At 69.0% G+C, this 25,503-nt stretch carries 24 protein-coding genes; 20 read left to right on the forward strand and 4 right to left on the reverse strand.

Features of this window, described 5'->3' with window-relative positions:
- The 5 genes from O2L01_RS14530 to O2L01_RS14550 all read left to right on the forward strand — a co-directional run.
- A partial coding sequence (locus tag O2L01_RS14530; RefSeq protein WP_270122675.1) for a sigma-70 family RNA polymerase sigma factor occupies positions 1 to 603 on the forward strand: 603 nt, incomplete at its 5' end.
- Positions 593 to 1,123, forward strand: a complete 531-nt coding sequence (locus O2L01_RS14535) for a hypothetical protein (RefSeq protein ID WP_270122676.1) — start codon at positions 593 to 595, stop codon at positions 1,121 to 1,123. The genes O2L01_RS14530 and O2L01_RS14535, both read left to right, overlap by 11 nt.
- A gap of 10 nt (positions 1,124 to 1,133) precedes the next feature.
- Positions 1,134 to 3,653: a CHAT domain-containing protein gene (locus O2L01_RS14540; protein ID WP_270122677.1), complete on the forward strand. Its 2,520-nt coding sequence runs from the start codon at positions 1,134 to 1,136 to the stop codon at positions 3,651 to 3,653.
- Between the two features lie 35 nt (positions 3,654 to 3,688).
- Positions 3,689 to 4,954, forward strand: coding sequence for an MFS transporter (locus O2L01_RS14545; protein ID WP_270122678.1), 1,266 nt, complete (start codon positions 3,689 to 3,691; stop codon positions 4,952 to 4,954).
- Between the two features lie 46 nt (positions 4,955 to 5,000).
- On the forward strand, positions 5,001 to 5,429 hold the full coding sequence (locus tag O2L01_RS14550; RefSeq protein WP_270122679.1) for a protein-tyrosine phosphatase family protein: 429 nt from the start codon (positions 5,001 to 5,003) through the stop codon (positions 5,427 to 5,429).
- Positions 5,430 to 5,714: 285 nt separating this feature from the next.
- Here O2L01_RS14550 and O2L01_RS14555 read toward each other — a convergent pair whose 3' ends face one another.
- Together O2L01_RS14555 and O2L01_RS14560 are read right to left on the reverse strand one after the other, a co-directional pair.
- Positions 5,715 to 6,122: a PIN domain-containing protein gene (locus O2L01_RS14555; protein ID WP_270122681.1), complete on the reverse strand. Its 408-nt coding sequence runs from the start codon at positions 6,120 to 6,122 to the stop codon at positions 5,715 to 5,717.
- 2 nt (positions 6,123 to 6,124) lie between these two features.
- A complete protein-coding gene (locus O2L01_RS14560) occupies positions 6,125 to 6,601 on the reverse strand; it encodes a helix-turn-helix domain-containing protein (RefSeq protein ID WP_270122682.1) in 477 nt (158 codons plus the stop codon).
- 174 nt (positions 6,602 to 6,775) lie between these two features.
- Between O2L01_RS14560 and O2L01_RS14565 the strand changes: the two genes are divergently transcribed.
- From O2L01_RS14565 to O2L01_RS14605, 9 genes are all read left to right on the forward strand, one after another.
- Positions 6,776 to 7,504 (forward strand): DUF4129 domain-containing protein, encoded by a 729-nt coding sequence (locus O2L01_RS14565; protein WP_270122683.1) that lies wholly within the window; start codon positions 6,776 to 6,778, stop codon positions 7,502 to 7,504.
- A complete protein-coding gene (locus O2L01_RS14570) occupies positions 7,501 to 8,010 on the forward strand; it encodes a hypothetical protein (RefSeq protein WP_270122684.1) in 510 nt (169 codons plus the stop codon). The genes O2L01_RS14565 and O2L01_RS14570 overlap by 4 nt, the downstream gene beginning before the upstream one ends.
- Positions 8,010 to 9,005: an AAA family ATPase gene (locus O2L01_RS14575; RefSeq protein ID WP_270122685.1), complete on the forward strand. Its 996-nt coding sequence runs from the start codon at positions 8,010 to 8,012 to the stop codon at positions 9,003 to 9,005. Before O2L01_RS14570 ends, O2L01_RS14575 begins: the two co-directional genes overlap by 1 nt.
- Positions 9,002 to 10,360 (forward strand): DUF58 domain-containing protein, encoded by a 1,359-nt coding sequence (locus O2L01_RS14580; protein ID WP_270122686.1) that lies wholly within the window; start codon positions 9,002 to 9,004, stop codon positions 10,358 to 10,360. Before O2L01_RS14575 ends, O2L01_RS14580 begins: the two co-directional genes overlap by 4 nt.
- Before the next feature lie 93 nt (positions 10,361 to 10,453).
- Complete coding sequence (locus O2L01_RS14585; RefSeq protein ID WP_270122687.1) at positions 10,454 to 11,074, forward strand: hypothetical protein; 621 nt, start codon at positions 10,454 to 10,456, stop codon at positions 11,072 to 11,074.
- 20 nt (positions 11,075 to 11,094) lie between these two features.
- Complete coding sequence (locus O2L01_RS14590; RefSeq protein ID WP_416259805.1) at positions 11,095 to 12,471, forward strand: NAD(P)/FAD-dependent oxidoreductase; 1,377 nt, start codon at positions 11,095 to 11,097, stop codon at positions 12,469 to 12,471.
- A 74-nt stretch (positions 12,472 to 12,545) separates the two neighbouring features.
- Positions 12,546 to 13,235, forward strand: coding sequence for an MtrAB system response regulator MtrA (gene mtrA / locus O2L01_RS14595; RefSeq protein WP_030155693.1), 690 nt, complete (start codon positions 12,546 to 12,548; stop codon positions 13,233 to 13,235).
- Positions 13,235 to 14,863: an MtrAB system histidine kinase MtrB gene (mtrB, locus tag O2L01_RS14600; protein ID WP_270122688.1), complete on the forward strand. Its 1,629-nt coding sequence runs from the start codon at positions 13,235 to 13,237 to the stop codon at positions 14,861 to 14,863. The genes mtrA and mtrB overlap by 1 nt, the downstream gene beginning before the upstream one ends.
- A complete protein-coding gene (locus O2L01_RS14605) occupies positions 14,847 to 16,583 on the forward strand; it encodes an LpqB family beta-propeller domain-containing protein (RefSeq protein ID WP_270122689.1) in 1,737 nt (578 codons plus the stop codon). Before mtrB ends, O2L01_RS14605 begins: the two co-directional genes overlap by 17 nt.
- Before the next feature lie 319 nt (positions 16,584 to 16,902).
- On the opposite strand, the gene O2L01_RS14610 is transcribed toward O2L01_RS14605, so the two are convergent.
- Positions 16,903 to 17,130, reverse strand: coding sequence for a DUF3107 domain-containing protein (locus O2L01_RS14610; RefSeq protein WP_270122691.1), 228 nt, complete (start codon positions 17,128 to 17,130; stop codon positions 16,903 to 16,905).
- Positions 17,131 to 17,370: 240 nt separating this feature from the next.
- Positions 17,371 to 17,997, reverse strand: coding sequence for a TetR/AcrR family transcriptional regulator (locus O2L01_RS14615; RefSeq protein WP_374727663.1), 627 nt, complete (start codon positions 17,995 to 17,997; stop codon positions 17,371 to 17,373).
- 176 nt (positions 17,998 to 18,173) lie between these two features.
- Between O2L01_RS14615 and O2L01_RS14620 the strand changes: the two genes are divergently transcribed.
- The 6 genes from O2L01_RS14620 to O2L01_RS14645 all read left to right on the forward strand — a co-directional run bounded on the left by O2L01_RS14620 (position 18,174) and on the right by O2L01_RS14645 (position 25,487).
- Entirely contained in the window at positions 18,174 to 20,165 is a 1,992-nt protein-coding gene (locus O2L01_RS14620; protein ID WP_270122693.1) for a hypothetical protein, read from the forward strand.
- A gap of 5 nt (positions 20,166 to 20,170) precedes the next feature.
- The gene (locus O2L01_RS14625) at positions 20,171 to 21,154 is read left to right on the forward strand and encodes an alpha/beta fold hydrolase (protein ID WP_270122694.1); all 984 of its coding nucleotides are present in this window, start codon (positions 20,171 to 20,173) and stop codon (positions 21,152 to 21,154) included.
- Between the two features lie 69 nt (positions 21,155 to 21,223).
- Positions 21,224 to 22,069, forward strand: a complete 846-nt coding sequence (locus O2L01_RS14630) for a DUF3152 domain-containing protein (protein WP_270122695.1) — start codon at positions 21,224 to 21,226, stop codon at positions 22,067 to 22,069.
- A 134-nt stretch (positions 22,070 to 22,203) separates the two neighbouring features.
- Positions 22,204 to 23,382, forward strand: a complete 1,179-nt coding sequence (gene moeZ, locus O2L01_RS14635; RefSeq protein ID WP_270122696.1) for an adenylyltransferase/sulfurtransferase MoeZ — start codon at positions 22,204 to 22,206, stop codon at positions 23,380 to 23,382.
- Between the two features lie 187 nt (positions 23,383 to 23,569).
- Positions 23,570 to 24,475: a serine hydrolase gene (locus O2L01_RS14640; protein ID WP_270122697.1), complete on the forward strand. Its 906-nt coding sequence runs from the start codon at positions 23,570 to 23,572 to the stop codon at positions 24,473 to 24,475.
- Positions 24,476 to 24,623: 148 nt separating this feature from the next.
- Positions 24,624 to 25,487, forward strand: a complete 864-nt coding sequence (locus O2L01_RS14645) for a serine hydrolase (protein WP_270122698.1) — start codon at positions 24,624 to 24,626, stop codon at positions 25,485 to 25,487.
- Positions 25,488 to 25,503 lie beyond the last annotated feature (16 nt).

The following is a 25,503-nucleotide window of genomic DNA, read 5'->3' on the forward strand; positions in this document are numbered from 1 at the left end:
TACCCCGGTTGGCCCCCTCCGTCCCCCCCCGGCGGCGGGGGCGGGCGCCCCCCCCCCCCCCCCGGCGACGGCAATGCGCAGCAGACTCTTGTCGCGGAGCTCAACGAGCTCCTTTGGCGAGCGGCCCGCCGCACCGGGCTTGATCGGGAGAGCGCTTCGGACGTCGTCCAGACGGCCTGGCTTCGCCTGTGGCACATCGGCAAAGAGCTGGACGAACCTCGCGCGCTGACCAAATGGCTGCTCACCACGGTCAGCCGCGAGTCCTGGAAGCAGATCGGCCACATGCGGCGCGAGGTCGTCGCCGACCCGATCGACATCCGGGAAGAAGTGGCGATCGAAGGCGTCGAGGACGGGCTGGTCCGCGATGTCGAGCGAGAAGCGGTGCGCCGTGCCTTCCTTGCCCAAACCGAACGGTGCCGACGGCTGCTCGCCTTCGTGGCGACGGTCTCCCGGCCCGACTATGACGTCATCGCCGAGGCGCTCGGGATGAAAAGGGGGAGCATCGGACCCACTCGGGGACGCTGCTTGGACAAACTGAGAAGAACGCTCTTGGACGATCCGTCCTGGAGCGGAGGTGAGGAGCGGGATGAAAATGCGACCTGAATATCAGAGTCAGGGTGAATACGAGCCATTGGATTCCTGCGACGAGCGGATCCTCTCGGTGATCAACGAACTGCATCACCGAGATGACCCGATGCCAGAAGACCTGAACGAACGGGTCGAGCTGGTGCTCGAACTCGAGGCGCAACTCGACGCCCGCATCGCAAAGGTATCCCGTTCCGGCGAGCTGGTCTTGACGCGCGGCGAAGCCGAACTGACCGTCGGCCAAGGGGATCCGGCCTCGATCACCTTCGACTGCGAATCGGTCACGGTAATGGTCACTCCGCGACCCTCGTCGCTCCAAGAACTGCGACTTGACGGATGGATCGGGCCGGAAGGAACCTACGAGGTCGAACTCAGAAGCCCGGATGGATCGCGAAGGGCCTCAAGCGATGAAACCGGAAGGTTCGTGCTCGAAGGCCTACCGGACGGGCAGATGTTTCAACTGGTGGTCCGGCCCAGCGAGGCGCTCCAGCGTGAAGGACTGCCAGCGGTGGTAGTGACTCCCGCAGTGCGGCTGTAGCATGTGAAGAATGCTTCAACGTGCCTGGCGGCTGATCTCAAGAGGTCAGCGTCTGCACCGTCGTGGTCGCATGATGGAGGCCGGGGACGCGCTTGAGGAAGCCCTTCGGCTCCTCGAATGGAATCCTGAACGGCCTCCCTTGAAGGGGACCGCTCGGGCGCGCCTGATCACCAAGGCGCTCATGGCAAGGTCGACGAACATGGCCACCCAAGGCAACTCCGCCGGTGGTCTGCGACTGCTCGACAATGCCGAGGGGTTCTCCCTGCCGGAGGATCGCGGCATGCTGTTGCATCAGCGCGCGTTCATCCTTTGGCAGAGCGGCCGACTCTCCGAGGCCCTGCAATGGTTCGACGAGGCAGAACCGCTCTTGGCCAGTTATGGGCCGGATTACTTCTATGCGATGCTCTTCCATAATCGTGCATCGTTGTTCAGGGATCTCGGCGAGCTCCAAAAAGGCATCGAAAATATTCGACGTGCGGTCGAGTTGTACCGGCACGTGAATGTCCCCGCGAACGAGGCGAAGGCAATCCATGCCGAGGCGCTGCTTTGGCTCGACCTCGGCGAGGTCGCCAAGGCGCTCATCGCGTTCGACGACGTCCGTGAACTCTACCGGAAGTACGCGCCTGACCTGGAAGCCTTCCTGCACGGCTCGCATGCTGAAGCGCTGCTGCACGTCGGAATGAACCGCCAGGCGATCCTTCGATGGGCAGAAGCGATTGCGGCACACCGGATGACAGGCGACTTCAGGACCGCTGCCATCCAGGAGTTCTGGCGTGCGGTCGCGGCGTTCGAGGACAAGCAGTTCGAGGTCGCCGAGCGTTGGGCCGAGCAGGCCATGGAATCGCTTTACCGGCAAGGAAATGAGCCGATGGCCTTCCTTGCGAGACTGCTCATCCTGCAAGGCCGGTTCGATGCCGGTCAAGTCGGTCCGGACTTCGCCGATAAGGTCTCGCGCCTTTGCGACGCACTCGAGCAACGCGATTGGACATTGCGCCTCAACCAGGCGAAGATTCTCGCAGCCCGCGCCAAGATCAGGGCCGGTCAGCTGGACGAGGTGGAAGCAGTCCTCGAGGAGGGGCCTGGGCCAGGCGGCCCCGGCTATGACGCCCTCGCTGAAAGTCTCGCCCGGCACCTTGCTCGAGCGGAGCTCGCAGGCGCGCGGGGATCGGACCCGATGCAAGAGCTGAAGAAAGGGCTGGACCTTCTCGACGAGTACCGAATGACGTTCGGCTCGGTCGAATTCCAAGCGGGAGTATCGGCGCTCGGCGAGCAACTTTCCAGCAAGGGGCTGACGTACACCACGAACCATGGCTCTCCTGCGGACATGCTCCGGTGGGCAGAACGCAGCCGGGCCCAGGCACTTCGCATTCCACCTGTGAAGTCCTCGGCTGATCCGGATGCGCGTGAAGCGCTGGGTCGACTTCGGCAAGCTCGCCAGGAACTCTGGGATCTTCAGTCCGAAGGCAAGGATGTGGCCGAGGCTCTTGAGCGGGTCCGTGAGCTCGAAGAGGCGATCCGCAACTACGATCGCACGAAGCCCGGCCCTGGCCAGCAGGCTGATCGCGTCACGCCTGAGGCTCTCCAAGAGCTGGCCGAGTCCCGCAACACCGCGTTGGTCAGCCTCTACGAGGTCGGCGGCGATGTGCGCGTCGTCCTCGCCGGTGGCAAGGGGCTCAAGCACGTCCGGCTGATGTCGCTCGATGCGGCCTCTGAACTCGAACGGCGCCTCGGTGCCGACCTCGACGCTCTCGGTAAGCCCTTTAGGCTCCCGCCGCGCCTTCAAGCAAGCGTGGAGGGTTCCATCCGCCGCAACGCCGCCGCGCTCGCCGAAGGCATCTGGGACCCGATCGCCGACTATGTGGGCGACCGTCAAGTCGTGATCGTTCCGCACAGCCGACTCGCCTGGGTCCCTTGGCCTTTGCTGCCGCAGCTGCGCGGTCGGCCGATGACCGTGTCGCCCTCGGCCGAAGCCTGGTGGCGGGCGGTTCACCGACCCGCAGCCACCGGACCGGCTCTGGTTGCCGCAGGCCCGGCACTGTCCCGCGCCGGCGGGGAGATTGAAACGATTGCGGGACTCTACCCGGGCGCGAACCTGATCACCGCTGACCAGTCAGATCCCGAGATCGTCTTGAAGGCGCTCGACGGCGCCTCTGTCGCTCACATTGCGGCGCACGGACACCACGAGCCGGACAACGTGCTCTTCTCCCGCCTCGACTTCGGTCTCGGGCCGCTGAACGCGTACGAACTCCTGGGTCTCGACCAGCCCCCGGGTCACGTTGTGCTCTCCTCATGCGACCTCGGCCGATCGACCGTGGCGGTCGGGAACGAGACGCTCGGCTTCACCGCCGCGCTCCTGCACGCCGGGACCTCGACCGTGGTGTCCAGTCTGGGCCGCGTCCCGGACGACATGGCCGCCGAGATGATGATCGAGTACCACCAACGCTGCGCCGCCGGCGCGACCCCGGCTGAAGCCCTTGCCGCCGTGGGGGAGCACCGCCCGTGGCATCCGTTCGTCGCGTTCGGTGCGTGACCCCGCCCGCCAACTCCTGAAAAGGTCTACCCCCGATGACCGAAGCCCCGCCCAAGCCAGCGCCCAAGTCGATGTTCCGCAACCCCGACTACCGGAAGATCTTCGTCTCCGTCGGCGCCAGCCAGATCGGCCTGCAGGTCGCGTACTTCTCGATCTCAATCATCGCGGTGGTCGTGCTGGATCTCAGTGAGTCGCAGATCGGCGTCCTGTACGCGATGGACCAGATCGCGCTGGTCATGTTCGGCCTCCTCGTCGGCGTGTGGGTGGACCGGTTGCGGGACAAGCCGATCATCGTCACGAGCGAGATCCTGCGCGCCGTGGTGATGGTGAGCGTTCCGGTGGCGTGGGCGCTCGACGCGCTCGCGACCTGGCACGTCTTCGCGGCGATGTTCCTGCTCGGATTGACCTCTGTCTTCTTCGATGTGGCCCAGTCGAGCTACGTGCCCAGGCTGATCGACAACAAGCGTCTCGCGAGCGGCAACTCCCGCATCCAAGGCATCCGGTCAGCTTCCGACACGGGCGGACCGCTCGCCGCCGGGCCGCTGGTCTCGCTCCTCACCGCGCCGGTCGCGATCGTCGTGGCGGTGGTGTCGTTCGCGGTGTCGGCGTTCTCGGTGGCCCGCATTCAATATCGCGAGGAGGAGCCGGAGAGGCCCGAGAAACCGCATCTCGGTGCGGAGGTCGTCCAGGGCGTCAAGTTCATCTTCCGCGACTCGATGCTGCGGAGCATCCTGCTCGTGAGCGCCTGGTGCAACCTGTCGGTCGGCGCGTTCCAGGCCATGCTCATGGTGTTCCTCATCCGGGAAGCGGACCAGTCGAGCGAGGTCGCCGGGTTCGTCCTCGCGGGTTCCGGCGTGGGCGGCGTGCTCGGGGCGATGCTGGTCGGCCGGATCTCGAAGAAGGCAGGTGTCGGCCCGACCGCGATTGCGGCGCTTGCGCTTTCGGGTCCCGGCATGGCGATTGTCGCGGCTTCAGGTCCCGGTTGGGGCGCGGCGGTCGCGTTCGTCGGGCAGGTCGTGTACGTGGCGGCGATCGTCGTGTTCAACGTGAACGTCATCAGCTACCGCCAGGCGGTGACCCCGGACGACATGCAGGGCCGGGTCGGCGCGACGCAGCGCGTGATCTGCTGGGCGGGGCTCGCGGTCGGGTCGATCGTCGGCGGGTTCACCGGCGACCTGTTCAGCGCCCGCACGGCTCTGCTGATCGCCGCGGCGATGCTCTTCGCGGGGTCCCTGCCGCTGCTGCGCACGCCGCTGCGGAAGCTGAAGGAGATCCCCGAGGAAGGCGCGCTGGCGTCCTAGTCCGCAGCCGAATTCCGAGTCGTTGGCACGCAGTAGATTCCAGAGGATGAAGGAAACCTGGGACCCGGACGCTCCTGGCGTCCTCCGCCTGCCCTCCGGCCGTCTCGTGCGCGGCCGCGGACTCGCCCGGCCCCTGCCGGAAGGCCCGACGCCGGACTTCGCGCTCTATCTCCTAGGCAAGCAGCCGCCCGCTGTCGCATGGGAAGCCGAGTGGGTCCGCTGGCCGGACTTCCGGCTGCCCAGCGACAAGTCCGACTTCGCCGCCAAACTCCGCGCCGCCTGGGCCCGCGCCGAGACCGAACGCGTCGAGTTCGCCTGCCACGGCGGCCACGGCCGCACCGGCACCGCCCTCGCCTGCCTCGCCGTCCTCGACGGCGTCCACGCCACCGAAGCGGTCGCCTACGTCCGCGCCAACTACGCCAAGAGAGCGGTAGAAACCCCCTGGCAAAACCGCTTCGTCACCCGCTTCCGCTGAATCGTCGCGATCGGGGGCTCGAATCTGACTTCGTCATCTCAACTGGAGTTGTCGAGTCGATCGTCATCTCAAATCTCGGCCCTGAGACTTGAGATGACGAGGCGGGCGGGCCAGAGCGAACCATGGCGATCGGCTCGCCTTAGCTTCCACGGAGCGCGGCAGTCGATTCGATCAAGCCGGACCGTTCGAGACGCGCGAGCACGTCGTCAATGGTCTCGGGCGGATTCCGCCGGGAGTCGGCTATGCGCTGCAAGCAGCCCCAGAGACGCTTGGCGTCCAGGTCGATCAGCTCGAGCAGGAACTCGTCAGGGCTCCATGCTTCGATGCCCCACTGTGCCAGCGCATCCTCGGGAAATCGCTCAGGTTGAATGTCACGATGGCGTCAGCCCGGCAGGCGATCGCAGCCGCGAGCACATGGCGGTCGTCCGCATCCGGCAGCTTGAGGCCGTCGATGAGTGATTCGTACCCTTCCACCTCGCAGTCGCGAAGCGAAGCGTTCATCCGATCCCGCAGCACTGCGAGCTTCGCCGGATCGATATCCGGTCGGTTCCTGCGGATGGCTCGCTCCATCTCGTAGAGAATGCTCCTGGTCCAACGGGCTTGGACGAGGTTCGCCTGGGCGACCCGGATCAGGATGTCGCGGAGCGTATTCGGGTACAGGGCGTTCGCGTCGTACAGGGCTCGAAGCGGCACTGTCAGATCCCCAGCTCCTGGCCGAGGTCGCCGAGCTCGTCGGCGGCCTTTCGGCGCTGTTCGTCGTCGGTCCGCTTGTACTCCAGAAGATCCGTGAGGAGGATGCGGCGATGGCGGCCGACCTTGCGGTGGGGGATCACGCCGTCCTCCAGGAGCCCGACCACGTAGGGGCGGGAGACACCGAGCAGGTCGGCGGCCTGCTGGGTCGTGACCTCAGCCTGAGACGGGATCACCGACACGCCGCGCCCTTCGGCGAGTTGGGCGAGGATCTGTGCGAACAGGGTGACCACGGGACGGGGCAGCACGAGTGAGGGCTCCCCGTGCTCCACCATCACCTCGATCATCTCCGGCTCAACCGGGTGTTTCGCGAGGTAATCCTTGATCCGTCGCAAAGCGCGTTGCGACACCTCCGCATCGACATCGCCGGGTTGCACGGAGCTGACCGATCCGATTCCAGTCATGACGAGCACCTCCTTCACCGGCCATCATGCGAAATATTCGAAATAAACGCAACCAATGAATGTTCGGTTCGATTAATTCGGGGTTTGCGAACATTCGCGAGGGCCTCCAAGGGTGGTAGGCGGTTGCAGCGTCGTTGGCATATGGTGGGGCGCGTAACCCCTGAAGACCGAGCACCCCTGTTGAGGTCCCGTATGGCGCAACCCGAACCGCAGCCGCGTCGAACCGCGGTGATGCGGCGCTGGCTGCCCGTCCTGGTGGTGGTCGCCGCGCTGCTGGTCGTCGGGCTGGCCGCGCAGGGGGCCGGGCTCCAGTGGCAGGAGGCCGAGCTCCCGCCGTCGACCGGCAGCCAGGAGTCGCCGCCGCCGCTGCTGGAGCAGACGCAGGAGATGCCGACCGACATGGTCGAGGGCGAGCCGCGCGACTCGTTCACCCTCCCGTCCTGGATCACCTGGCTCGTCCTCGGCATCCTCGTGGGCGTCCCGGCCTTCTTCATCCTCCTGTTCCTGACGCGCAAGCTCATCGACTGGCTCACGAACGCGCCCCCCAGCGACGGCGTCGCAGATCCCGAACCCGAGTACCTGCGCCGCGACTTCACCCTCGTCGAAGAGGCGGTCAACGCCGCGCTCGCCGAGATGGACCTGGGCGACGACCCCCGCGCGGCCATCATGGCCTGCTGGCTGCACTTCGAGCGCGCCTCCGAAGCCGTCGGTATCGAACGCGAATCCTCCGACACCCCTTCGGATCTCGTGCGCAAACTGCTGGTCCGCCACGACCTCGACGGGGCCGCGCTCCGCCGCCTCTCCGAGGCCTACCTGCGCGCCCGGTACTCGCCGCACCAGGTCGGCGAGACCGACCGCGACCAGGCCCGGGACGCGCTCATCGCGCTCCAGGCGCAGCTCGGCGTGAGGACCGGCCGATGAGGGAGTTCCTCGCCCCGTTCGGGCGCCTGCGGCTGTGGCCCGCCGTCGGGGCCGTCGCGCTCGCCTTCGTGTTCTGGGGCGCCGCCCGCATCAGCGGCGTCGACTTCGCGATCTGGCAGCTCGTCCTGCTCTCCCTCGCCGCACTCCTCGCGAACTCCGTCGTGAACGGGATGCGCGCCGACCACGAGAAGGCCCCGCCGCTCGTCACCAGCAGCGTGAACGACCCGAGCTGGCGGCCGTTCACCGACGTCAACCGCTGGGAGGACCGGCTCATCTTCGCCGAGGCCAAACCCGGCCGCTTCGAAGGTACGAACGCCAAGCAGCAGCTCGTCGAGGTCGCCTCCGAACGCCTCCGCCTGCGCCGCGGCCTCTCCCTCGCCGACCAGCCCGACCAGTGCCGGGAGCTCCTCGGCGAGACCACGTTCCTGTTCCTGACCCAACCCGCGCCCGACTGCCCCACCCCTCGGCAGCTCGGCGAACACCTGCAAGCCATCGAGGAGATCTAATGTCAGACACCCCGAGCGTCAGCCTCGACCAGGTCGCCCACCACGCGGGCGCGGTCCTCAAATCCGTCCAGTCCGTCATCGTCGGCAAGGAGGAGCCGCTCAAGCTCGTCCTCGCCGGCATCCTCGCCGGCGGCCACATCCTCCTCGAAGACCTTCCGGGCCTTGGCAAGACGCTCACCGCGCGCTGCTTCGCCCAGAGCCTCGGCCTCGACTTCCGGCGCCTCCAGTTCACCCCCGACCTGCTCCCCGCGGACGTCACCGGGTCCCTCCTCTACAACCAGAAGAGCGGCGAGTTCGTCTACCGCAAGGGCCCGGTCCACACCAACCTCCTGCTCGCCGACGAGATCAACCGGACGCCCCCCAAGACCCAGTCCGCGCTCCTCGAGGCCATGCAGGAGCGCCAGGTCTCCGTCGAAGGCGAGACCCATCTGCTCCCCGAGCCGTTCACGGTGCTCGCCACCTCCAACCCCGTCGAGTTCGAGGGCACCTACCAGCTCCCCGAAGCCCAGCTCGACCGCTTCCTCCTCCGCGTCTCCTTCGGCTACCCGACCCCCGACGAGGAGTGGGAGGTCCTGCAGCGCCGCATCTCACGCCGCGCCGAGACCGTCGACCTCGCGCCCGTCATCGACGCCGCGACCCTCGTGGGCATGCAGAAGGCCCTCGAGAACGTCACGGTCGAGGACTCCGTGGGCCGCTACATGGTCGCCATCACGAACGCGACGCGCGGCCACGCCCAGGTCCAGGTCGGCGCCTCGCCCCGCGGGTCGCTCGCCCTGCTGCTGGCCTCCCGCGCACTGGCCGTGCTCGCGGGACGCGACTTCGTGACCCCGGACGACGTCAAGGGCGTCGCCGGCGCGGCCCTCGCGCACCGCATCACCCTCAAGCCGGAGCTGTGGATGCGCCGCATCGACCCGGCCTCCGTGGTCGCCGACATCTGCCACGGCGTCGAGGCGCCCCAGACCGCCCAGGCCCCCACCTACTCCGCTCAACGATGACACTCGCCGGCGACCCCGCGCTCAGACTGCGCACCGACAGCGCCCGGCCCGCCGGCCGGGTCGCGGCCGAGCCGCCCGTGACGTGGCGCCGCACGCCGGCCCTGACGCGGGCCGTCGCCCTCGTCGCCGTCTGCCTGCTCGTCTCGGTCGCATTCGGCCGGATCGACCTGGTGCTCATCGCCGCGCCCTTCGCGATCGGCACCGCCGTGCTGCTCCAGCACCGGCCCACCCGCGTGCCCGAGGCGAAGCTCGCCGCGCTGGACGACGCGACATCCGCCGAAGGCGCGACGGCCGCCGCGAGCCTCACCGTGTTCAACCCCGAGCCCGTCCCGATCACGACCCTCGTGACCGCCGCCGCCGACCCCTGGATCGACCTGCACACCGGCAAGGGCGACTTCGCCGAACGCCTCGCGCCCGGCTCCGGCCGCGAGATAGTCGTCGCCGGACGCGCCCGCCGCTGGGGCGGCCACCACCTCGGCCCGATCCATGTGCGCTCGATCGCGTGCGGCGGCCTCCTCGAGACCACGGTCCAGCGCCTGCACGGCGCGACCGTCTGGGTCCTGCCGGTCCCCGACTGGTTCGACTCCGCCGAGACCCTCCCGTTCGCGGACGGCGTCACCGGCGTGCACCGCTCCCGGCGCGGCGGCGACTCCGGCGAGCTCGCCGAGGTCCGCCTCTACCAGCCCGGCGACCGCCTGCGCCGCATCGACTGGCGCACCTCGATGCGCAGCCAGGACCTCTACGTCAACGCCACCTTGTCCGAGCGCGACACGGACGTGACCCTCATCCTCGACCTCCAGGTCGAAGCCGGGATCTCCGGCGGTATCGACGGCGCCGCCTCGATCGCCGACCTCACCGTGCGCGCCGCCGGGGCCGTGGCCTCCCACTACGCGCTGCAGGGCGACCGCACGGCCTGCATCGAGTTCGGCGCGCGCGGCCGCCGCATGCGCGCCGGCGCGGGCCGACGCCATGCCGCCGCGACGCTCCGCTGGCTCGCCTCGGTCGACATGCCGCCGGACCCGCTGCCGCCCTCGCCCGAGATGCTGCGCCGCCAGCTCGCCGGCCAGCGCAGCCTCAACGTCGTGTTCACGCCCTTGCTCACCGACCGCTCGCTGGCGCTGGTCGCCGCGATCGCCCGCGCCGGTCGGCCCGTGCTCTGCGTCGACACGCTCCCGCCGCACGTCTCGCCGCCCGAGCGTTCACATTGGACGCCGTATGCGGAGCGGCTGTGGCGGCTCACCCGCGCGAACACCGTGATGGAGCTGCGCGACCTCGGCGTCGCTGTCGAGCCCTGGCAGGGTTCGGCCTCCCTCGACAACGTGCTCGCCGAACTGAACCGGAGGCGCTACCGATGAGCACCCCCTTGACGAAGCTTGCGAGTCATAAATGAGCACTGCCGAAGCCTGCGAGTCAAGAACGAGCGCGCTGACGAAGCCTGCGAGTCATGAATGAGTGACGCCCACCGGAGCCGGACCCTCGTCCAGGCACTCAGCGAAGGCACCCGCGACCGCTTCAAGGCTGGCAGGGCCGGCGGCGTCTCGTGGGCCCGCCGCGTCGCGCCCGCCGGGGTGCTGCTGCGGCTCGCGATCGCGCTGCCGCTGTTCCTCGCCGCCGAGCTCGCGGTCCCGCCGGAGTGGGCCGCCGCGGGGTTCTACGTGGGCGCGGCCGCGCTCTTCGCGCTCGTCGCGGCCCTGCTCCCGGGCGGTATCGCGCCGGTGCTCGCGATCCTGTTCGTGCTCTCCTCGTGGCTCATCAGCGGCGCCCTGAAGGAGGGCGACCCCTCCTTGTGGACGGCCACCGCCCTGGCCTGCCTGCTGTACACGGCCCACGCCACGGCGGCGGTCACCCAGCGCTTCCGAACAACTACCGCAATGGACGGTGAGATCATCCTCACCTGGGCCCGCCACCTGGGACTCGTCCTGGCGTCGACTGTGGCCGTCGCCGGTACCCTGGCCCTGTTCACCGCGTATTTCACCGGATTGGCCGCAGGTCTCGTCATCGGAGCCGGGATCGTGTCCGCGGTAACAGTGATCTACGTCCTCGCGCGTTCACTACACAAGAACCCCTGAGTAAGGACAGAATTGAACCCGTGAAACGTATAGTCGTGATAGGTGCCGGTCACGTCGGTTTTTACGTTGCCGAACGCTTGAGCAAGAAGCTGAAGAGCGATATCAAGCGCGGTCAAGTTGAACTGATGGTCATCGACCCCAACCAGCACATGACCTACCAGCCGTTCCTGCCCGAGGCGGCCGCTGGCTCCATCTCCCCGCGTCACGGTGTCGTGCCGCTCCGACAGGCCCTCAAGCTCTGCACCATCCTCACCGGTGCGGTCACCGAGATCGACCACGCCGAGCGCAAGCTCGTCGTGCAGCCCTTCGTCGGACCCAGCCGTGAGGTCGAGTACGACGAGGTCATCGTCGCCCCCGGCTCTGTCACCCGCCCCCTGCCCATCCCGGGCCTGGCCGACGTCGCCATCGGCATCAAGTCGATGGGCGAGGCCATCTGGCTGCGCAACCACGTGCTCCAGCGCTTCGACATCGCCGCGACCACCGAGGACCCGGCCGTGCGCCGCAAGGCCCTCACGTTCGTGACCGTCGGCGGCGGCTTCGCGGGCGCCGAGACCCTCGGCGAGCTCGAGGACCTCACGGCGAACATCGTGAAAAACTACCCGATGCTCGACGCCGACGAGATCAAGTGGTACCTCGTCGAGTACGCGAACAAGATCCTCCCCGAGGTCGGCCCCGAGATGGGCGCGTACGCGGCCCGCGAGCTCACCAAGCGCGGCGTCGACATCCGCCTCGGCACGACCCTCAAGTCCTGCATCGACGGCCACGTCGTCCTGACGGACGGCGAGGAGTTCGACACCGACACGATCATCTGGACCGCGGGCGTCATGCCGCACCCGATGCTCAAGAAGACGGACCTGCCGATCGGCCCGCGCGGCCACCTCGAGTGCAACACGCGCCTCCAGGTCGCCACCGGCGTCGAGGCCGGCAAGCACACCATCGGCGAGGTCGTCGACGGCGCCGGGGGCGCCGGCGACTCCACGCAGGTGCCCGACACCTCGGACTTCCCGATGGACTGGTGCACCCCGTCCGCGCAGCACGCCGTCCGCCAGGCCGCCGTGCTCGCCGACAACGTGTACGCCAAGCACGTCGGCCGCGAACTCAAGCCGTACGAGCACAAGTACATCGGCTCGGTCGCGGGCCTCGGCCTGTACAAGGGCGTGGCGAACACCTACGGCTTCAAGGCCAAGGGCCTGCTCGCCTGGCTCATGCACCGCGGCTACCACCTGTCGCGCGTGCCCGGTACCGGCCGCAAGGGCCGCGTCCTCGCGGACTGGATCGTCGGCTTCTTCACGAAGCGCGAAATGGTCCAACTCGGTGAAATCCAGGCCGGCCGCGAGCCGTTCGAGGCCATCGCCGCAGGCACTGACCCCGCACGGGCCGCCAAGTCCGTCGGTTAGTCGTTACAGTTGGAGCACCACGGGTATGAGACCCGTGGTGCTTCAGCCTTTAGCGAGGTGGAAAACTGGTGTCCATGAGAGCACGTGTACTCGTCGTTGACGACGACCCGGCCCTGGCGGAGATGCTCGGCATCATCCTCCGGACCGAAGGCTTCACCCCCACGTTCGTCACCGACGGCGAGAAGGCGCTTGCCGCGTTCAAGGAGCACCGCCCCGACATCGTCCTGCTCGACCTCATGCTCCCGGGCATGAGCGGCATCGACGTCGCGAAGGCGATCCGAGGCGAGTCCGGCGTGCCGATCGTCATGCTCACCGCGAAGTCGGACACCGTCGACATCGTGCTCGGCCTCGAGTCGGGCGCGGACGACTACATCGTGAAGCCGTTCAAGCCGAAGGAGCTGGTGGCCCGCATCCGCGCCCGCCTGCGCCGCGGCGACGACGTCACGCCCGAGCGCCTCGAGATCGGCAAGCCCGGCCTGCAGGTCCAGATCGACGTGCCGGCCCACCAGGTGACGCTGAACGGCGCCGAGGTCAAGCTGACGCCGCTCGAGTTCGACCTGCTCGTGGCCCTCGCCCGCAAGCCCCGCCAGGTCTTCACCCGCCAGGTCCTCCTGGAGCAGGTCTGGGGCTACCGGCACTCGGCCGACACGCGCCTGGTGAACGTCCACGTGCAGCGCCTGCGCGCCAAGATCGAGCCCGACCCCGAGCGCCCTCAGCTCATCCAGACCGTGCGCGGCGTCGGGTACAAAGCCGGATTGGGTTAATGGCGGCGGATCAGGGCCGGACTCGCGAGAGGCCGGCTTGGCTGCGCCGCCTCGCCGGGGGCGCCGCCCGCTTCGCGGGCCGCGTCTCACGCCCGCTGGTCGACCGCTTCCGGGCGTCGCTCCAGCTCCGCGTGGTCTCCTCGACCCTGATCGCCTCCACGATCCTCGTCCTCATCTTCAGCTTCGTCGTGGCCGGATCGGTCACCTCGGGGCTCCTCGACGAACGCCAGGACACGGCCGTCGAGGAGACCGAGAACGCGGCCGAGCGCGCCGCCGAGCAGCTCGGCTCCTTCTTCACCTCCTCTGACACGACGCTGCCCTCCCGGATGCAGCTCATCGTCAACGAGCTCGCCGAGGACCCGGTCTACGCGCCGTACATCATGCTGCGCACCGCGGACGGCGCCGTCGTCAAGACGCACCCGGTCGCGGGCGGGGCCGAGCCGAGCGAGGAGCTGCAGACCACGGTCGCCGAAGGCAAGGTCGCGACCCAGTACGCCGAGTTCGACCTCGACGGCGAGGGCCCGCAGCCCTACCTGGTCGTGGGCTCGTTCATCGACCTGAACATCGGGTACGAGATCTACGCGTTCTACCCGCTCGAATCGCAGCAGGACGCCATCGGCCTGCTCCGCACCAACCTCGCCCTCGCCGGGGTCGCGCTGGTGCTGCTCCTCGGCGTGATCGCCGCGCTCGTCACCCGCCTCGTCGTCACCCCGGTGCGCGAGGCCGCCCGCACCTCGCAGCGGCTCGCCGCCGGGCTCCTCCACGAGCGCATGGAAGTGCGCGGCTCGGACGACCTGGCGCGGCTCGCCGGGTCGTTCAACCTCATGGCCGAGAACCTGCAGAACCAGATCCGCAGGCTCGAAGAGATGTCGATGATGCAGCGGCGCTTCACCTCCGACGTCTCGCACGAGCTGCGCACGCCGCTCGCGACGATCCGCATGGCCGCGGACCTGCTCTACGACAACCGCGACGAGTTCGACCCGCTCACCAAGCGCTCCACCGAGCTCCTGCAGCACGAGATCGACCGCTTCGAGGACCTGCTCCAGGAGCTGCTGGAGATCTCCCGCTTCGACTCCGGGTTCGCCTCGCTCGAAGTGGAGGCCGTGGACGTCGGCCGCATCGCCGAGGACGTCGTGGAGGGCTTGGGCCGCCTCGCCGGCGAATGCGGCGTCGAGGTCACCATCGCCAAACCCTCCCGCCGCGTCATCGCCGAAGTCGACCAGCGCCGCGTGCACCGCATCCTGCGCAACCTCGTCTCGAACGCGATCGAGCACGCCGAGGGCCGCCCGGTCGAGGTCACCATCGCGGAGTCCGAGACGGCCGTCGCGGTGGCCGTGCGCGACCACGGCGTGGGCCTCAAGCCCGGCCACGCCGACCGCGTCTTCGACCGGTTCTGGCGCGCCGACCCCTCCCGCAACCGCAAGACCGGCGGCACCGGCCTCGGACTCGCGATCAGCCTGGAGGACGCGAAGCTCCACTCCGGCACGCTCCAGGCCACCGGCGCCCCCGGCAAAGGCACCCTGTTCGTGCTGACCCTCCCGCTCCAGGCGGGGAACCGGGTCATCAACTCGCCGATCCCGCTGCGGCTCGAGCAGAAGAAGGAGGCGCCCCGTGCGACGCAGGACTAGCCTCGCCGCCGCGGCGGCGTTCAGCGCCGCCTGGGCGCTGACCGCGTGCGGCATCCCGACGGACCGGGCGCCGGAGGTCGTGGGCGACGCCCCCACGGACTTCGACTCGTCCTCGAGCGCCAATCCCACCGTCTTCAAACCCACGACGAGCGCCGAGGAGACCGTCGAGAACTTCCTCAAGGCCTCCTCGGGCGACCCCGACAGCCGCGACGACCGGCTCAACGCCTTCACAGCGAGCGGCGACCAGCCCTTCTCGGCGCCTTCGGACGGCATCCGCCTCGTCTCGGCGCTCGACGTCACCGTCCGCGACTCGGAGGACTTCCACTCGGCGACCGTGAAGGTGACCGGCTCGGTCGTCGGCACCTACCAGCCCGACGGCTCGGTCCGCATGAACCCGACCGCCAGCGCCTACGACGAGACCTTCACCCTCCAGCGCGACGACATCGACGAGCTCTGGAAGATGAACACGCTGCCCAAGCAGGTGGCGCTCGACTACGAGTACTTCACCGACGCCTACGAGCAGTCGCCCATGTACTTCCAGGCCGGGCAGGCCGAACTCCTCGTGCCCGACCTGCGCTGGGTCTACAAGGACCTCGACACCGAGACCCGCCAGCGCCTCCTGTTCTCCTGGCTCTCCTCGGGCCCGGCCGACGACTTCGCTGAGATGTCGGCGAGCAACGCGATCCCCGACGGGACGGTCGGCAAGATCTCGATCTCGAACGACGACGACAGCGTCCAGGTCGACCTCTCGCCGAGCGAGACCATCGAGCAGGAGACGGCGAACGCCATTGCGGCGCAGATCGTCTGGAGCCTCGGGCTCGACGGCGCCTTCACCCTCACCACGGACGGCGACGTACGGGAGGAGGGCGAGGCCGCGCAGTGGCGGTCCTGGAACGCGATTCCGCCGAGCCTGCCCGAGACCGCTTACTTCATCGCGAACAACACCGTGTGGGAGTACTCCGCCGACCAGACCGTCACGCAGAACTCTGCCGAGCATCCGTGGGTCGGCTACAAGGCCAACGGGCTCCGGCAGCTCGCCGTCGGGCCGTCGCAGAAGGTCGCGGCGATCGTCGGCGGTTCGGGCGGGGACGTGCTACAGACGGGCGCGTCGACGTCGACGATGCGCGACGTCGCCGACGTCAGCGGGGCGCTCGCCGACCCGCAGTGGCTCGACGCCGGTTCGCTGCTCGTGATCGACGACGGCGTGCCGACCCTGGTCATCCCCTCGACCGGGGCCGCGCAGCCGCTCGGCGTGGGGGAGAACGTGACCGCGATGGCTCTCGCCGCCGATGGGCGGCGCCTGGCCTTCGTCGAGGACGGCCACGCCTGGGTCGCGCCGCTGGGCCTGGACGCGGACGGGAACCTCACGGTGGGCGATCCGCGGCGGATCGGGCTCGACATCGAGAACGTGGCGGACGTGGCCTGGAGCTCCGAGAACTACCTGTGGGTGGTGGGGGAGCGCGGCGACGACGAGCTGTTCCGGATCGCCATCGACAATTCACGGACCGTGCCGCAGGAGGGGACCGGCACGTTCCCGACGATCATGCAGATCGCGGCGAACCCCGCGGACCCGGCGCGGCCGAACGCCGACCGCGGCGAGCCGGTCATCATCGTGGCGAACTCGACCCTCTACCGGGTCTTCACCGCCAGCCTGGACCCGGTGACGAACGGCGACGAGCCGGTGAACGGCACGGCGCCGTTCACGGTGCTCTACCAGTAGCCACGCGAAAGGCCCGGAGCGTTCCCGCTCCGGGCCTTCGCAATGCATGAGTTCCTATGCGCCGACCGAGCTGTGCTTTCTGTTCTCGGCCCGTCGCCTTCGCAAGCTCAGGCGCCGACCGAGCTGTGCTTTCTGTTCTCGGCCCGTCGCCTTCGCAAGCTCAGGCGCCGACCGAGCTGTGCTTTCTGTTCTCGGCCCGTCGCCTTCGCAAGCTCAGGCGCCGACCGAGCTGTGCCTTCTGTTCTCGGCCCGTCGCCTTCGCAAGCTCAGGCGCCGACCGAGCTGTGCCTTCTGTTCTCGGCCCGACGCCTTCGCAAGCTCAGGCGCCGACCGAGAAGCCGACGGAGCGGACGTTGCTCGCCGCGACCTCCACGTAGGCGATCTTCTCGACGGGGATGTACACCTGCCGGCCCTTGTCGTCTTCGAGACGGAGGACGCCGCCGTTCGTCACGGCCTGCTCGATCGTCTCGGACAGGTCCTTCGGCGACAGCTTGCTCTCCAACACCAGTTCGCGTGGGGCGTACTGGACACCGATCTTGACCTCCACGGGCCCTCCTCAATCGAAATACTGTGACGTCTCTACGGTTGCAAGACTACTAGCGGCCACCGCCTGCGACCGGTGCGGCGCAGTGCGCCGAGAGCGAACGGAACCAGGGGCGGGGACGTGGCGGAGCTCACGAGAATCGCTTCGACGATCCGCGTGTCACTGGTGCTCGGCTTCGCCTTCGCGTGGGCTGTGCCTCTTCTACCCGTGCTCGGCTTCGCCGTCGCGCGGGCTGCGCCTCTTCTACCCGTGCTCGGCTTCGCCTTCGCGTGGGAAGTGCGAGATCCCGCGCCAGGCCAGGGTGCTCATGAGCTGCACGGCGTCATCCTTGGGGATGGCGCGGCCGGAGGCGATCCACTTGCGCGCAGAGATCTCGGCGATGCCGAGGAGGCCGGTGGCGAGGAGTTCGGCGCGGGCCTTGTCGACGTGCGTGTCGCCCATGATGGTCTCGGCCATGGCGGCGACGCAGTCGGCCTCCATCTTCAGGACCCGCTCGGAGACTTCGGGGTCGTTGCGCTGGTCGGATTCGAACACGAGGCGGAACGCCTCGCCCTGCGCGTCGACGAACTCGAAGTAGGCGCGCATGGCGCGGTTGACCCGCTCCTTGTTGTCCTCAGTGGAGTCCAGGGCGTGGCGCACCTGACCGACGAGCTCGGCCGCGCGGCCGTCGAGCAGGGCCAGGTACAGCTCCAGCTTCGACGTGAAGTGCTGGTACAGCACGGGTTTCGAGACGCCGGCGTTCTCGGCGATGTCGTCCATGGAGGTGCTGTGGTACCCCTTGGACACGAACACGTCCTGGGCGGCTCGCAGCAGTTGCGCCCGGCGTTCGCTCCTGGGCAGTCGGACCCGGCCCTCACCAGCGCTGTTCACCACGGCACCTCTCCTCGGCACATGTCGGCCATCCGTCAGCGGTCCGCTCTTGCGACCTGAACGAAGTTTACGGAAACCTGAATACAGTCTCCCAGCGTACGGGGGCGACAAACGCGGGTTCGAGTCACTGGGCGCGCCACGGTACCTTGAGACCGGGAATATGAAGGAGTTGTCTAGTGGTGTATGACCAGAACCGACCGGATGAGCCGCAGCGTCCGAGCGGGGAGGAACGACCCGCCCGCAGGCGCATCGGCAGGTCTTGGGGACCGCCCGCCGAGGAGGCTCCCGAGCCCGCCGAGGAGGCGCGGCAGGGGATGGGCCAGGCGCCGGAGCAGTACCGGTTCGATCCGGACCGGGGGCGCCGCCACCGCTACAGCGAGGACCCCACCGGGCAGGTGCCGAACGTGCCGGTGGAGATCGCCGAGACCGGCCCGATGGTCCCGGCCACTCGTCGCCCTTCGCCCGGCGACCAGTTCGAGCCGATCCCGCCGGCCCCGCAGCATTCCCAAGCGCCCCAGAACTATCAGGGCGATCAGCAACAGCAGCAGCAGTCGCCGTTCGCGCCGCCGGGTGCGAACCAGGAGTACAGCCCTCAGCCCGGCGCGAACCAGGACTACAACGCTCAGTCCGGCGCGAACCAAGGCGGCAGCCAGGAGTACAGCGCCAGCGCCCCGCAGCAGGAGCAGAGCGCGCCTCAGCAACAGCAGCAGCAGGACTTCGGTGCGCCGCAACAGCACCCGGGTTACAGTGCCCCGCCGATGCCCGGCGACTACGCGGCCCAGCAGCACCCGAACCAGGGCCCGCCGCAGCCGAACCAGGAGTTCGCCCCACCGCCCGGGGGCCAGGAGTTCGTGCCGCCAGGCGCGAACCATGAATACAGTGTGCCGCCGAGCGCCAACGGTTCCGGTCCCGCGCCACAGGAGTACGTCGGCCAGCACGACCAGAACGCCCCGGCGCAGCAGTTCTACAGCGCCCCGCGTCAGGCCATGCCGAGCGCGCCGCCCGCGAACCCGCAGTTCGGCCAGCCCGTGCAGCACGACTACAGCGCCCAGCCGAACCAGCAGGACCACAGCGCACCGCAGCACCCGAACCAGGAGTTCAGCGCCCCGCCTGCCATGAATCAAGGGTTCGTCCCGCCGAGCGCCAATGGCTCGGCCCCCGCCCAGGAGTTCAACGCCCAGCCCGCGACCCCGCAGGAGGCCCCGGCCCCCGAAGCGCCGCAGGACCCGACCGCGCCGCCGCCGCTCCAGCCGCCCGGGCCGCAGCAGCACACCGGCCCGATCGAGCTCCCGCAGCAGGCCGCGCCGCCGGCGCCGAGCGCGCCGACCCCGCTGCCGCACGGGATCCCGAACGCGGAGCAGCAGACCGAGCAGTTCCCGATCGTGCAGCCCCAGCCGCCGGTCACCGAGGTCTCGCCCGCGGCGGTCCCGAGCCCGCCCGTCACCGAGCAGGCCCCGCTGCGAGCCGCGGCGAACCGTCCGCCGTTCGCCGAGCCCACCCCACCCGCGACAGTAGAGAAAGACGTGAACGACCCCGAATCCGTGCGCCTCGTCGACGCTGTGCGTCAGGTCCCCGGCGTCCGCGACGCCTTCCACGTGACCGCCCCCGACGGCAACTCCAGCCTCCGCCTCGAACTCGAGGAGGGCGTCGACCCCGACGAGGTCCACGCGGTCGTCTCGGCCGTCGTCGCCGAGCAGCGCGCGGTCGAGCCCGGCCCGCAGACCGCCGACGAGCTCGAGGTCCACGACCAGGTCGAGTCCCCGTCCGCCGAGGTCGCGGTCGCGAAGGTCGGCCCGGTCGAGCTGCGCCGCGTCGAGATCGAGTCCGCCGGGCTCGAGGCCGAGGTCAGCGTGACCCTGGCCCTCGGCGACGTCGACTCCACCGGCAAGGTCGCGGTCCCGCCGATCGACTGGCACATCCAGCACGCCGCCGCCGCGGCCACCGTCGAGGCCCTGCGCCCGCGGCTGGGCGCGAACGACGTGCGCGTCGAGGTCGAGCACGCCTCGATCGTCCCGACCGGGCCGGTCAAGACCGCCGTCGTGGTCATCCTCTGGCTCGACGGCCGCTCCGTCCGCCGCCTCTCAGGCGCGTCGGTGGTCACCGCCGAACGCTCCCGCGCGGTGGTTTCGGCTACATTGGGCGCGCTCGCCGGTGAAGTGACACACTAGGTTCCATGAAACGGGCACGGCTGGCCGAGGCGGGCGGGGTTCGCAATCCGACCCGCCCCCACCCGCCGTTCCCGGGCATGGAACACCAGCTCAGCCGCCGTCGCCTCTTCATCCGGCACACGCCGCCGACGGCACCGGGCACCGAGCCCGCGGTGTTCGTGCACGGGCTCGGCGGCTCTGCGCAGAACTGGACCGACCTCGCGGACGTGCTCTCGGACCGCCTCATGGTCGACGCGATCGACCTGCCCGGATTCGGGCACTCCGCGCCGGCCCCGCGCGTCACCGTCCCGCTCCTCGCGCAGGACGTGGCCGCGTGGATCATCGAGTCCGGGCGCGGCCCGGTGCACCTCGCGGGCCATTCGCTCGGCGGGGCCGTCTCCGTCTACCTGGCCGCGACCCGCCCGAACCTGGTGCGCACGCTGACGCTGGTCTCCCCGGCGATGCCGTTCGCGAACCCGCGCCGCTCGCACCAGTCCCGCTTCGTGCCGATGCTCGCGGTCCCGCGCATGGCCTGGTTCGCGGACCGGGCGATGAAGTCCCGCACGCCCGAGCAGGTCGTGGACGACCTCATCCTCGGCACCTGGGCCGATCCCACGACGATCCACCCGCAGCGCCGCCGCGAGGCGATCGCCGAGGCCCGCCGCCGCCTCGCCGTCCCCTGGAACTCGCGTGCGTACATCCAGACCTACCGGGGCCTGATGGCCTCGTTCCTCCAGGCCTTCGTGCCCGGCACGCACTCGCTGTGGCGCCTCGCGCGGCACATCGAGTGCCCGACCCTCATCGTCTGGGGCAAGCAGGACCGCGTAATCGACGTGCGCCAGGCCCCACCAACCGCGCTCGCGATCCCCGATTCGCGGCTGCTCATCCTCGACAAGACCGGGCACGTGGCGATGATGGAGCGCCCGCAGGCGGTCGCCCGCGCGATGGTCGCGATGCTCGACGAGGCCGAGGATTTGGACGCCTCTGATAGTGCTTTGTCCGTATTGTGAACAAGAACCGCGCCACACGGGTCCCCGGGTGTCGGCCCCCCGAAGCCGAGTCTGACTTAGACTCGGCACGTGACTGAGGGACGGCTGGACCGCAAGCGCAGGCTCCGCAGGAGGCGTCGCTTCGTCTTCTTCGCCATCCTCGTCGTCATGGCGGCCGCGGGCCTCTACTTCGCCTTCGGCATCGGCGGCTCCGAGAAGCCCCAGGCCCTGGACGAGGACGAGCGGATCGTCCCGACCACGGTCGCCGACCCCACTTCACCCGAGGCCGTGCCGCCCACGCCCGAAGTCGAAACCCAGGTCACGCCGCCGCTGTACTTCTCCGGCACCGGCACCTGGACCTACGCCGAACCCGCGAACGACACGATTGCCGGCGACGCCGGCACGCTCCTGCAGTACGACGTGGCCGTCGAGAACGGCCTCGAGCTCGACGCGACCGAGTTCGGCGCGTTCGTCAACGCGACCCTCGCCGATTCCCGCTCCTGGACCGCCGGCGGCGCCTGGCGCTTCCAGCAGGTCGCCGAGGGCGCGGGCGCGGACTTCACGGTCTACCTCGCCAGCCCCGAACAGCGCGCGATCCTCTGCGGCTCCCAGAACACCACTGTCTCGTGCCGCAACGGCGACAACGTCGTCATCAACTCGGCCCGCTGGATCACCGGCGTCGACCACTGGGACGGCACCCTCGAGACCTACCGCCAGTACGCCGTGAACCACGAGGTGGGCCACCGGCTCGGCCACGGCCACGAGGTCTGCCCCGCCGAGGGCGAGCTCTCCCCGGTGATGGCCCAGCAGACCTACCAGCTCGCCGGCTGCGTCGGCAACGCCTGGCCCTTCCCCGACGGCTCGACCTACGTCTCCGGTCCCGCGGGCGACTACAACGGGCCCGATCTTCCGCCGGATCACTACATCGACCAGTAGGGCCGCGACCGGACTTGTTCCACCCCGACCGGCCGTGTCCCGCCATGCGGGACATCGCGTCCCATTCGCGTGAAGAACCGCACACCGGGCTTCCCTGTGGAATATCCAGCCCGTGGACATGCATTATTGACCATATGAGTTTGCCGCCGCTGGTCGAACCAGCCTCCGAGCTGTCGGTCGACGAGGTGCGCCGCTATTCGCGCCACCTCATCATCCCCGACGTCGCCATGGACGGTCAGAAACGACTCAAGAACGCCAAGGTGCTCTGTGTGGGCGCGGGCGGCCTCGGGTCCCCCGCGCTGATGTACCTGGCCGCGGCCGGGGTCGGCACGATCGGCATCGCCGAGTTCGACACGGTCGACGAGTCGAACCTGCAGCGCCAGATCATCCACGGCCAGTCCGACATCGGCCGCCCCAAGTCCGAGTCCGCCGCCGAGTCCGTGCGCGAGATCAACCCGTACGTCAACGTCGTCATCCACAACACGGTGCTCGACAACGACAACGTGTTCGAGATCTTCGAGCAGTACGACCTCATCATCGACGGCACGGACAACTTCGCCACCCGTTACATGGTCAACGACGCGGCCGTGCTGCTCGGCAAGCCGTACGTGTGGGGCTCCATCTACCGCTTCGACGGCCAGGCCTCGGTCTTCTGGGCCGACCAGGGCCCGTGCTACCGCTGCCTCTACCCCGAGCCCCCGCCGCCCGGCATGGTCCCGAGCTGCGCCGAGGGCGGCGTCCTCGGCGTGCTGTGCGCCTCGATCGGCTCGATCCAGGTCACCGAGGCCATCAAGCTCCTCACCGGCATCGGCGACCCGCTCGTCGGCTCGCTGATGGTCTACGACGCGCTCGAGATGAGCTACCGCAAGATCAAGGTCCGCAAGGACCCCAACTGCGCGGTCTGCGGCCCGAACGCCACCGTCACGGAGCTCATCGACTACGAGGACTTCTGCGGTTCCGTGACCGACGAGGCCGCCGAGGCCGTGATCGGCTCCACGATCACCCCGCGCGAGCTCGAGGCCTGGATCAAGGAAGGCCGCGACATCGACCTCATCGACGTGCGCGAGCCCGCCGAGTACGAGATCGTGCGCATCCCCGGCTCCCGGCTGATCCCCAAGGGCGACATCGTCTCCGGTGCCGCGCTCGCCGATCTGCCGACCGAGCGCCAGGCGGTGTTCTACTGCAAGGCGGGCGTCCGCTCCGCCGAAGCGCTCGCCGCGGCCAAGGCCGCCGGCCTGAAGAACGCCGTCCACGTCCAGGGCGGCGTGCTCGGCTGGATCAACCAGGTCGACCCGAGCCTGCCCGCCTACTAGTAGGCACAGGCCAAGGGGCACAACGGCATCGAAGGGCGTGCGGTCGCGGGCCGCACGCCCGTGTCCAAGCCTGCGGAGCGCCGGTCGGGGGCCGCGGCCGGGTATGAGATATCGAACCCCTGATGAACCGCGAAATCCGATGTCGGGCCATTGACTCTCGCTTGACCGGTTCCGTACCCTCGCAAGGATGATCCGCAAAAGCGAACCATCTCCCCGCCGCTCCACCCCGGGCCGCCTCACCCCGAGCCGCCGCAACCTGCTGCGGATAGGCGTGCCCGCCGCGGCCGTCCTCGTCGGGGGCGGGGTCGTGGCCACGGTCGCCGCGAACGCCGCGGAGAACGGGACCGGCCTCTTCGGACCGTCCCGCGAAGACCTCGAAGCCGACCTCAAGACCCGCATCGACGAGTACCTCGCGGGCACCGGCACCGCCGTGGAGGCCTCCGTCGCCATCGAGCGCGGCGACATGCGCCTCGACTACAACCCCGACCAGACCCACATCACCGCTTCCATCGTCAAGGCCGAGATCCTCGCGATGATCCAGCAGTACTGGGGCTCCGTCGACGCCATCCCCGCCGACCAGCGGGAAGAACTGCAGCTCATGATCACCGAGTCCGACAACGACTCCGCGACGAGCCTCTACAACTACCTCGGCGGCGCCGCCGCCCTGGAGGCCGCGCACGAGCGCTACGGCCTCCAGGACACCACTGTGGACGCCCAGGGCCGCTGGGGCGTCGGCTGGTCCAGCGCCTCCGACCAGCTCATCATCACCGACCTCAACCTCTACGAAGGCGTCCTCACCGCCGAGCAGGTCGAACTCGGCCGCGAGCTCATGGGCGGCGTCATCGAAGAGCAGTCCTGGGGGATCTCCGCCGCCGCAACGGAAGACGAGACCGTCTGGCTCAAGAACGGCTGGGACGTCGAGTCCCAGCTCGACGGCCTCTGGGTCGTCAACTCGATCGGCGTCCTCGGCGGCGACGGCGACGATCCCGTCAAGCTCGCCGTCCTCACGAGCGGCGCCGTCGACGACGTCGAGGGCATCCCGATCGTCGAGGAGATCGCCAAGATCGCCCGCGAGGTCATCGAGACCGCATAAACCGGCTCTCGGAACATATTGCGGCGCAAGCGAAGTCAACGGGCGTCCGGCCTCGGCCGGGCGCCCGCCGCGCGTCCGCGGCCCGGCCGAGACGTGTTGGGTGACACCGGCCTCCATCACTCGTGAGGCAATCTCATAATCTTGCGCAATGACGCACGCCCCCGAACGACGTCCCTCCCGGCGCCTCCTCCTCCGCGCCGGCATCCCCGCCGCCCTCGCCCTCGCCGGCGGCACCGCGATCTACGGCGCCACCGTCGCCTCCGCGGCCGGCCCCACCGACGCCGAGCTCTCCACCGAACTCACCTCCCGCATCAAGACCTACCTTTCCTCCACCGGCACCAAGACCGAAGCGTCCGTTGCCGTCTCGCGCGGCGTCCGCCTCGTCACCTCCAACCAGTCGCAGATCCACGACACCGCCTCCATCGTCAAGATGGAGATCCTGCTGATGCTCCTGGAGAAGTACAACGGGATCGCCGCGATCCCCTCGGACATCAAAGAGCACGCCCGGCAGATGATCGTCTGGTCCAACAACGACTCGACCACCAAGGTGTACAACCACCTCGGCGGCTGCACCGCGCTCTCGGCGGCCCACGTCCGCTACGGGCTCCAGTACACGAAGGCCTCCTCGGACTGCCGCTGGGGACTCACCACCACCAACGTCACCGACCAGCTCAAGGTCATGGGCCAGCTCCTCTACAAGGGCCGGCTGACGCAGGAGGAGGTCGACCACGCCCGCTGGCTCATGGGCGGCGTCGCCTCCGTGCAGCGCTGGGGCGTGAGCGCCGCGCTGAAGTCCGGCGAGAAGCTCTGGATCAAGAACGGCTGGGACTCCCGCTCCTCGCTCGGCGGCCTCTGGGTCGTGAACTCCTGCGGCGTCATCACCTACCCGGGCCGCACCGCGATCCGCATGGCGATCCTGACCAGCAAGGCCCCCAACGAGTCCACGGGCATCGGCATCGTCAAGGAGATCGCCAAGATCACCCGCTCGGTGATCGACAAGGCCGTCCTCTAGACACGCGAAAGCGGCC

Origin of the sequence: Glycomyces lechevalierae (genome assembly GCF_027622945.1) — a bacterium.
Lineage (GTDB): Bacteria > Actinomycetota > Actinomycetes > Mycobacteriales > Micromonosporaceae > Glycomyces > Glycomyces rutgersensis.

What these genes read in the sequence shown, in the direction of transcription:
- mtrB (WP_270122688.1), top strand. Translation starts at nt 13,235, where the DNA reads ATGGCGGCGGATCAGGGCCGGACTCGCGAGAGGCCGGCTTGGCTGCGC.
- O2L01_RS14550 (WP_270122679.1), top strand. Translation starts at nt 5,001, where the DNA reads ATGAAGGAAACCTGGGACCCGGACGCTCCTGGCGTCCTCCGCCTGCCC.
- mtrA (WP_030155693.1), top strand. Translation starts at nt 12,546, where the DNA reads ATGAGAGCACGTGTACTCGTCGTTGACGACGACCCGGCCCTGGCGGAG.
- O2L01_RS14565 (WP_270122683.1), top strand. Translation starts at nt 6,776, where the DNA reads ATGGCGCAACCCGAACCGCAGCCGCGTCGAACCGCGGTGATGCGGCGC.
- O2L01_RS14645 (WP_270122698.1), top strand. Translation starts at nt 24,624, where the DNA reads ATGACGCACGCCCCCGAACGACGTCCCTCCCGGCGCCTCCTCCTCCGC.
- O2L01_RS14540 (WP_270122677.1), top strand. Translation starts at nt 1,134, where the DNA reads ATGCTTCAACGTGCCTGGCGGCTGATCTCAAGAGGTCAGCGTCTGCAC.
- O2L01_RS14545 (WP_270122678.1), top strand. Translation starts at nt 3,689, where the DNA reads ATGACCGAAGCCCCGCCCAAGCCAGCGCCCAAGTCGATGTTCCGCAAC.
- O2L01_RS14570 (WP_270122684.1), top strand. Translation starts at nt 7,501, where the DNA reads ATGAGGGAGTTCCTCGCCCCGTTCGGGCGCCTGCGGCTGTGGCCCGCC.
- O2L01_RS14580 (WP_270122686.1), top strand. Translation starts at nt 9,002, where the DNA reads ATGACACTCGCCGGCGACCCCGCGCTCAGACTGCGCACCGACAGCGCC.
- moeZ (WP_270122696.1), top strand. Translation starts at nt 22,204, where the DNA reads ATGAGTTTGCCGCCGCTGGTCGAACCAGCCTCCGAGCTGTCGGTCGAC.
- O2L01_RS14585 (WP_270122687.1), top strand. Translation starts at nt 10,454, where the DNA reads ATGAGTGACGCCCACCGGAGCCGGACCCTCGTCCAGGCACTCAGCGAA.
- O2L01_RS14575 (WP_270122685.1), top strand. Translation starts at nt 8,010, where the DNA reads ATGTCAGACACCCCGAGCGTCAGCCTCGACCAGGTCGCCCACCACGCG.
- O2L01_RS14625 (WP_270122694.1), top strand. Translation starts at nt 20,171, where the DNA reads ATGAAACGGGCACGGCTGGCCGAGGCGGGCGGGGTTCGCAATCCGACC.
- O2L01_RS14535 (WP_270122676.1), top strand. Translation starts at nt 593, where the DNA reads ATGCGACCTGAATATCAGAGTCAGGGTGAATACGAGCCATTGGATTCC.
- O2L01_RS14640 (WP_270122697.1), top strand. Translation starts at nt 23,570, where the DNA reads ATGATCCGCAAAAGCGAACCATCTCCCCGCCGCTCCACCCCGGGCCGC.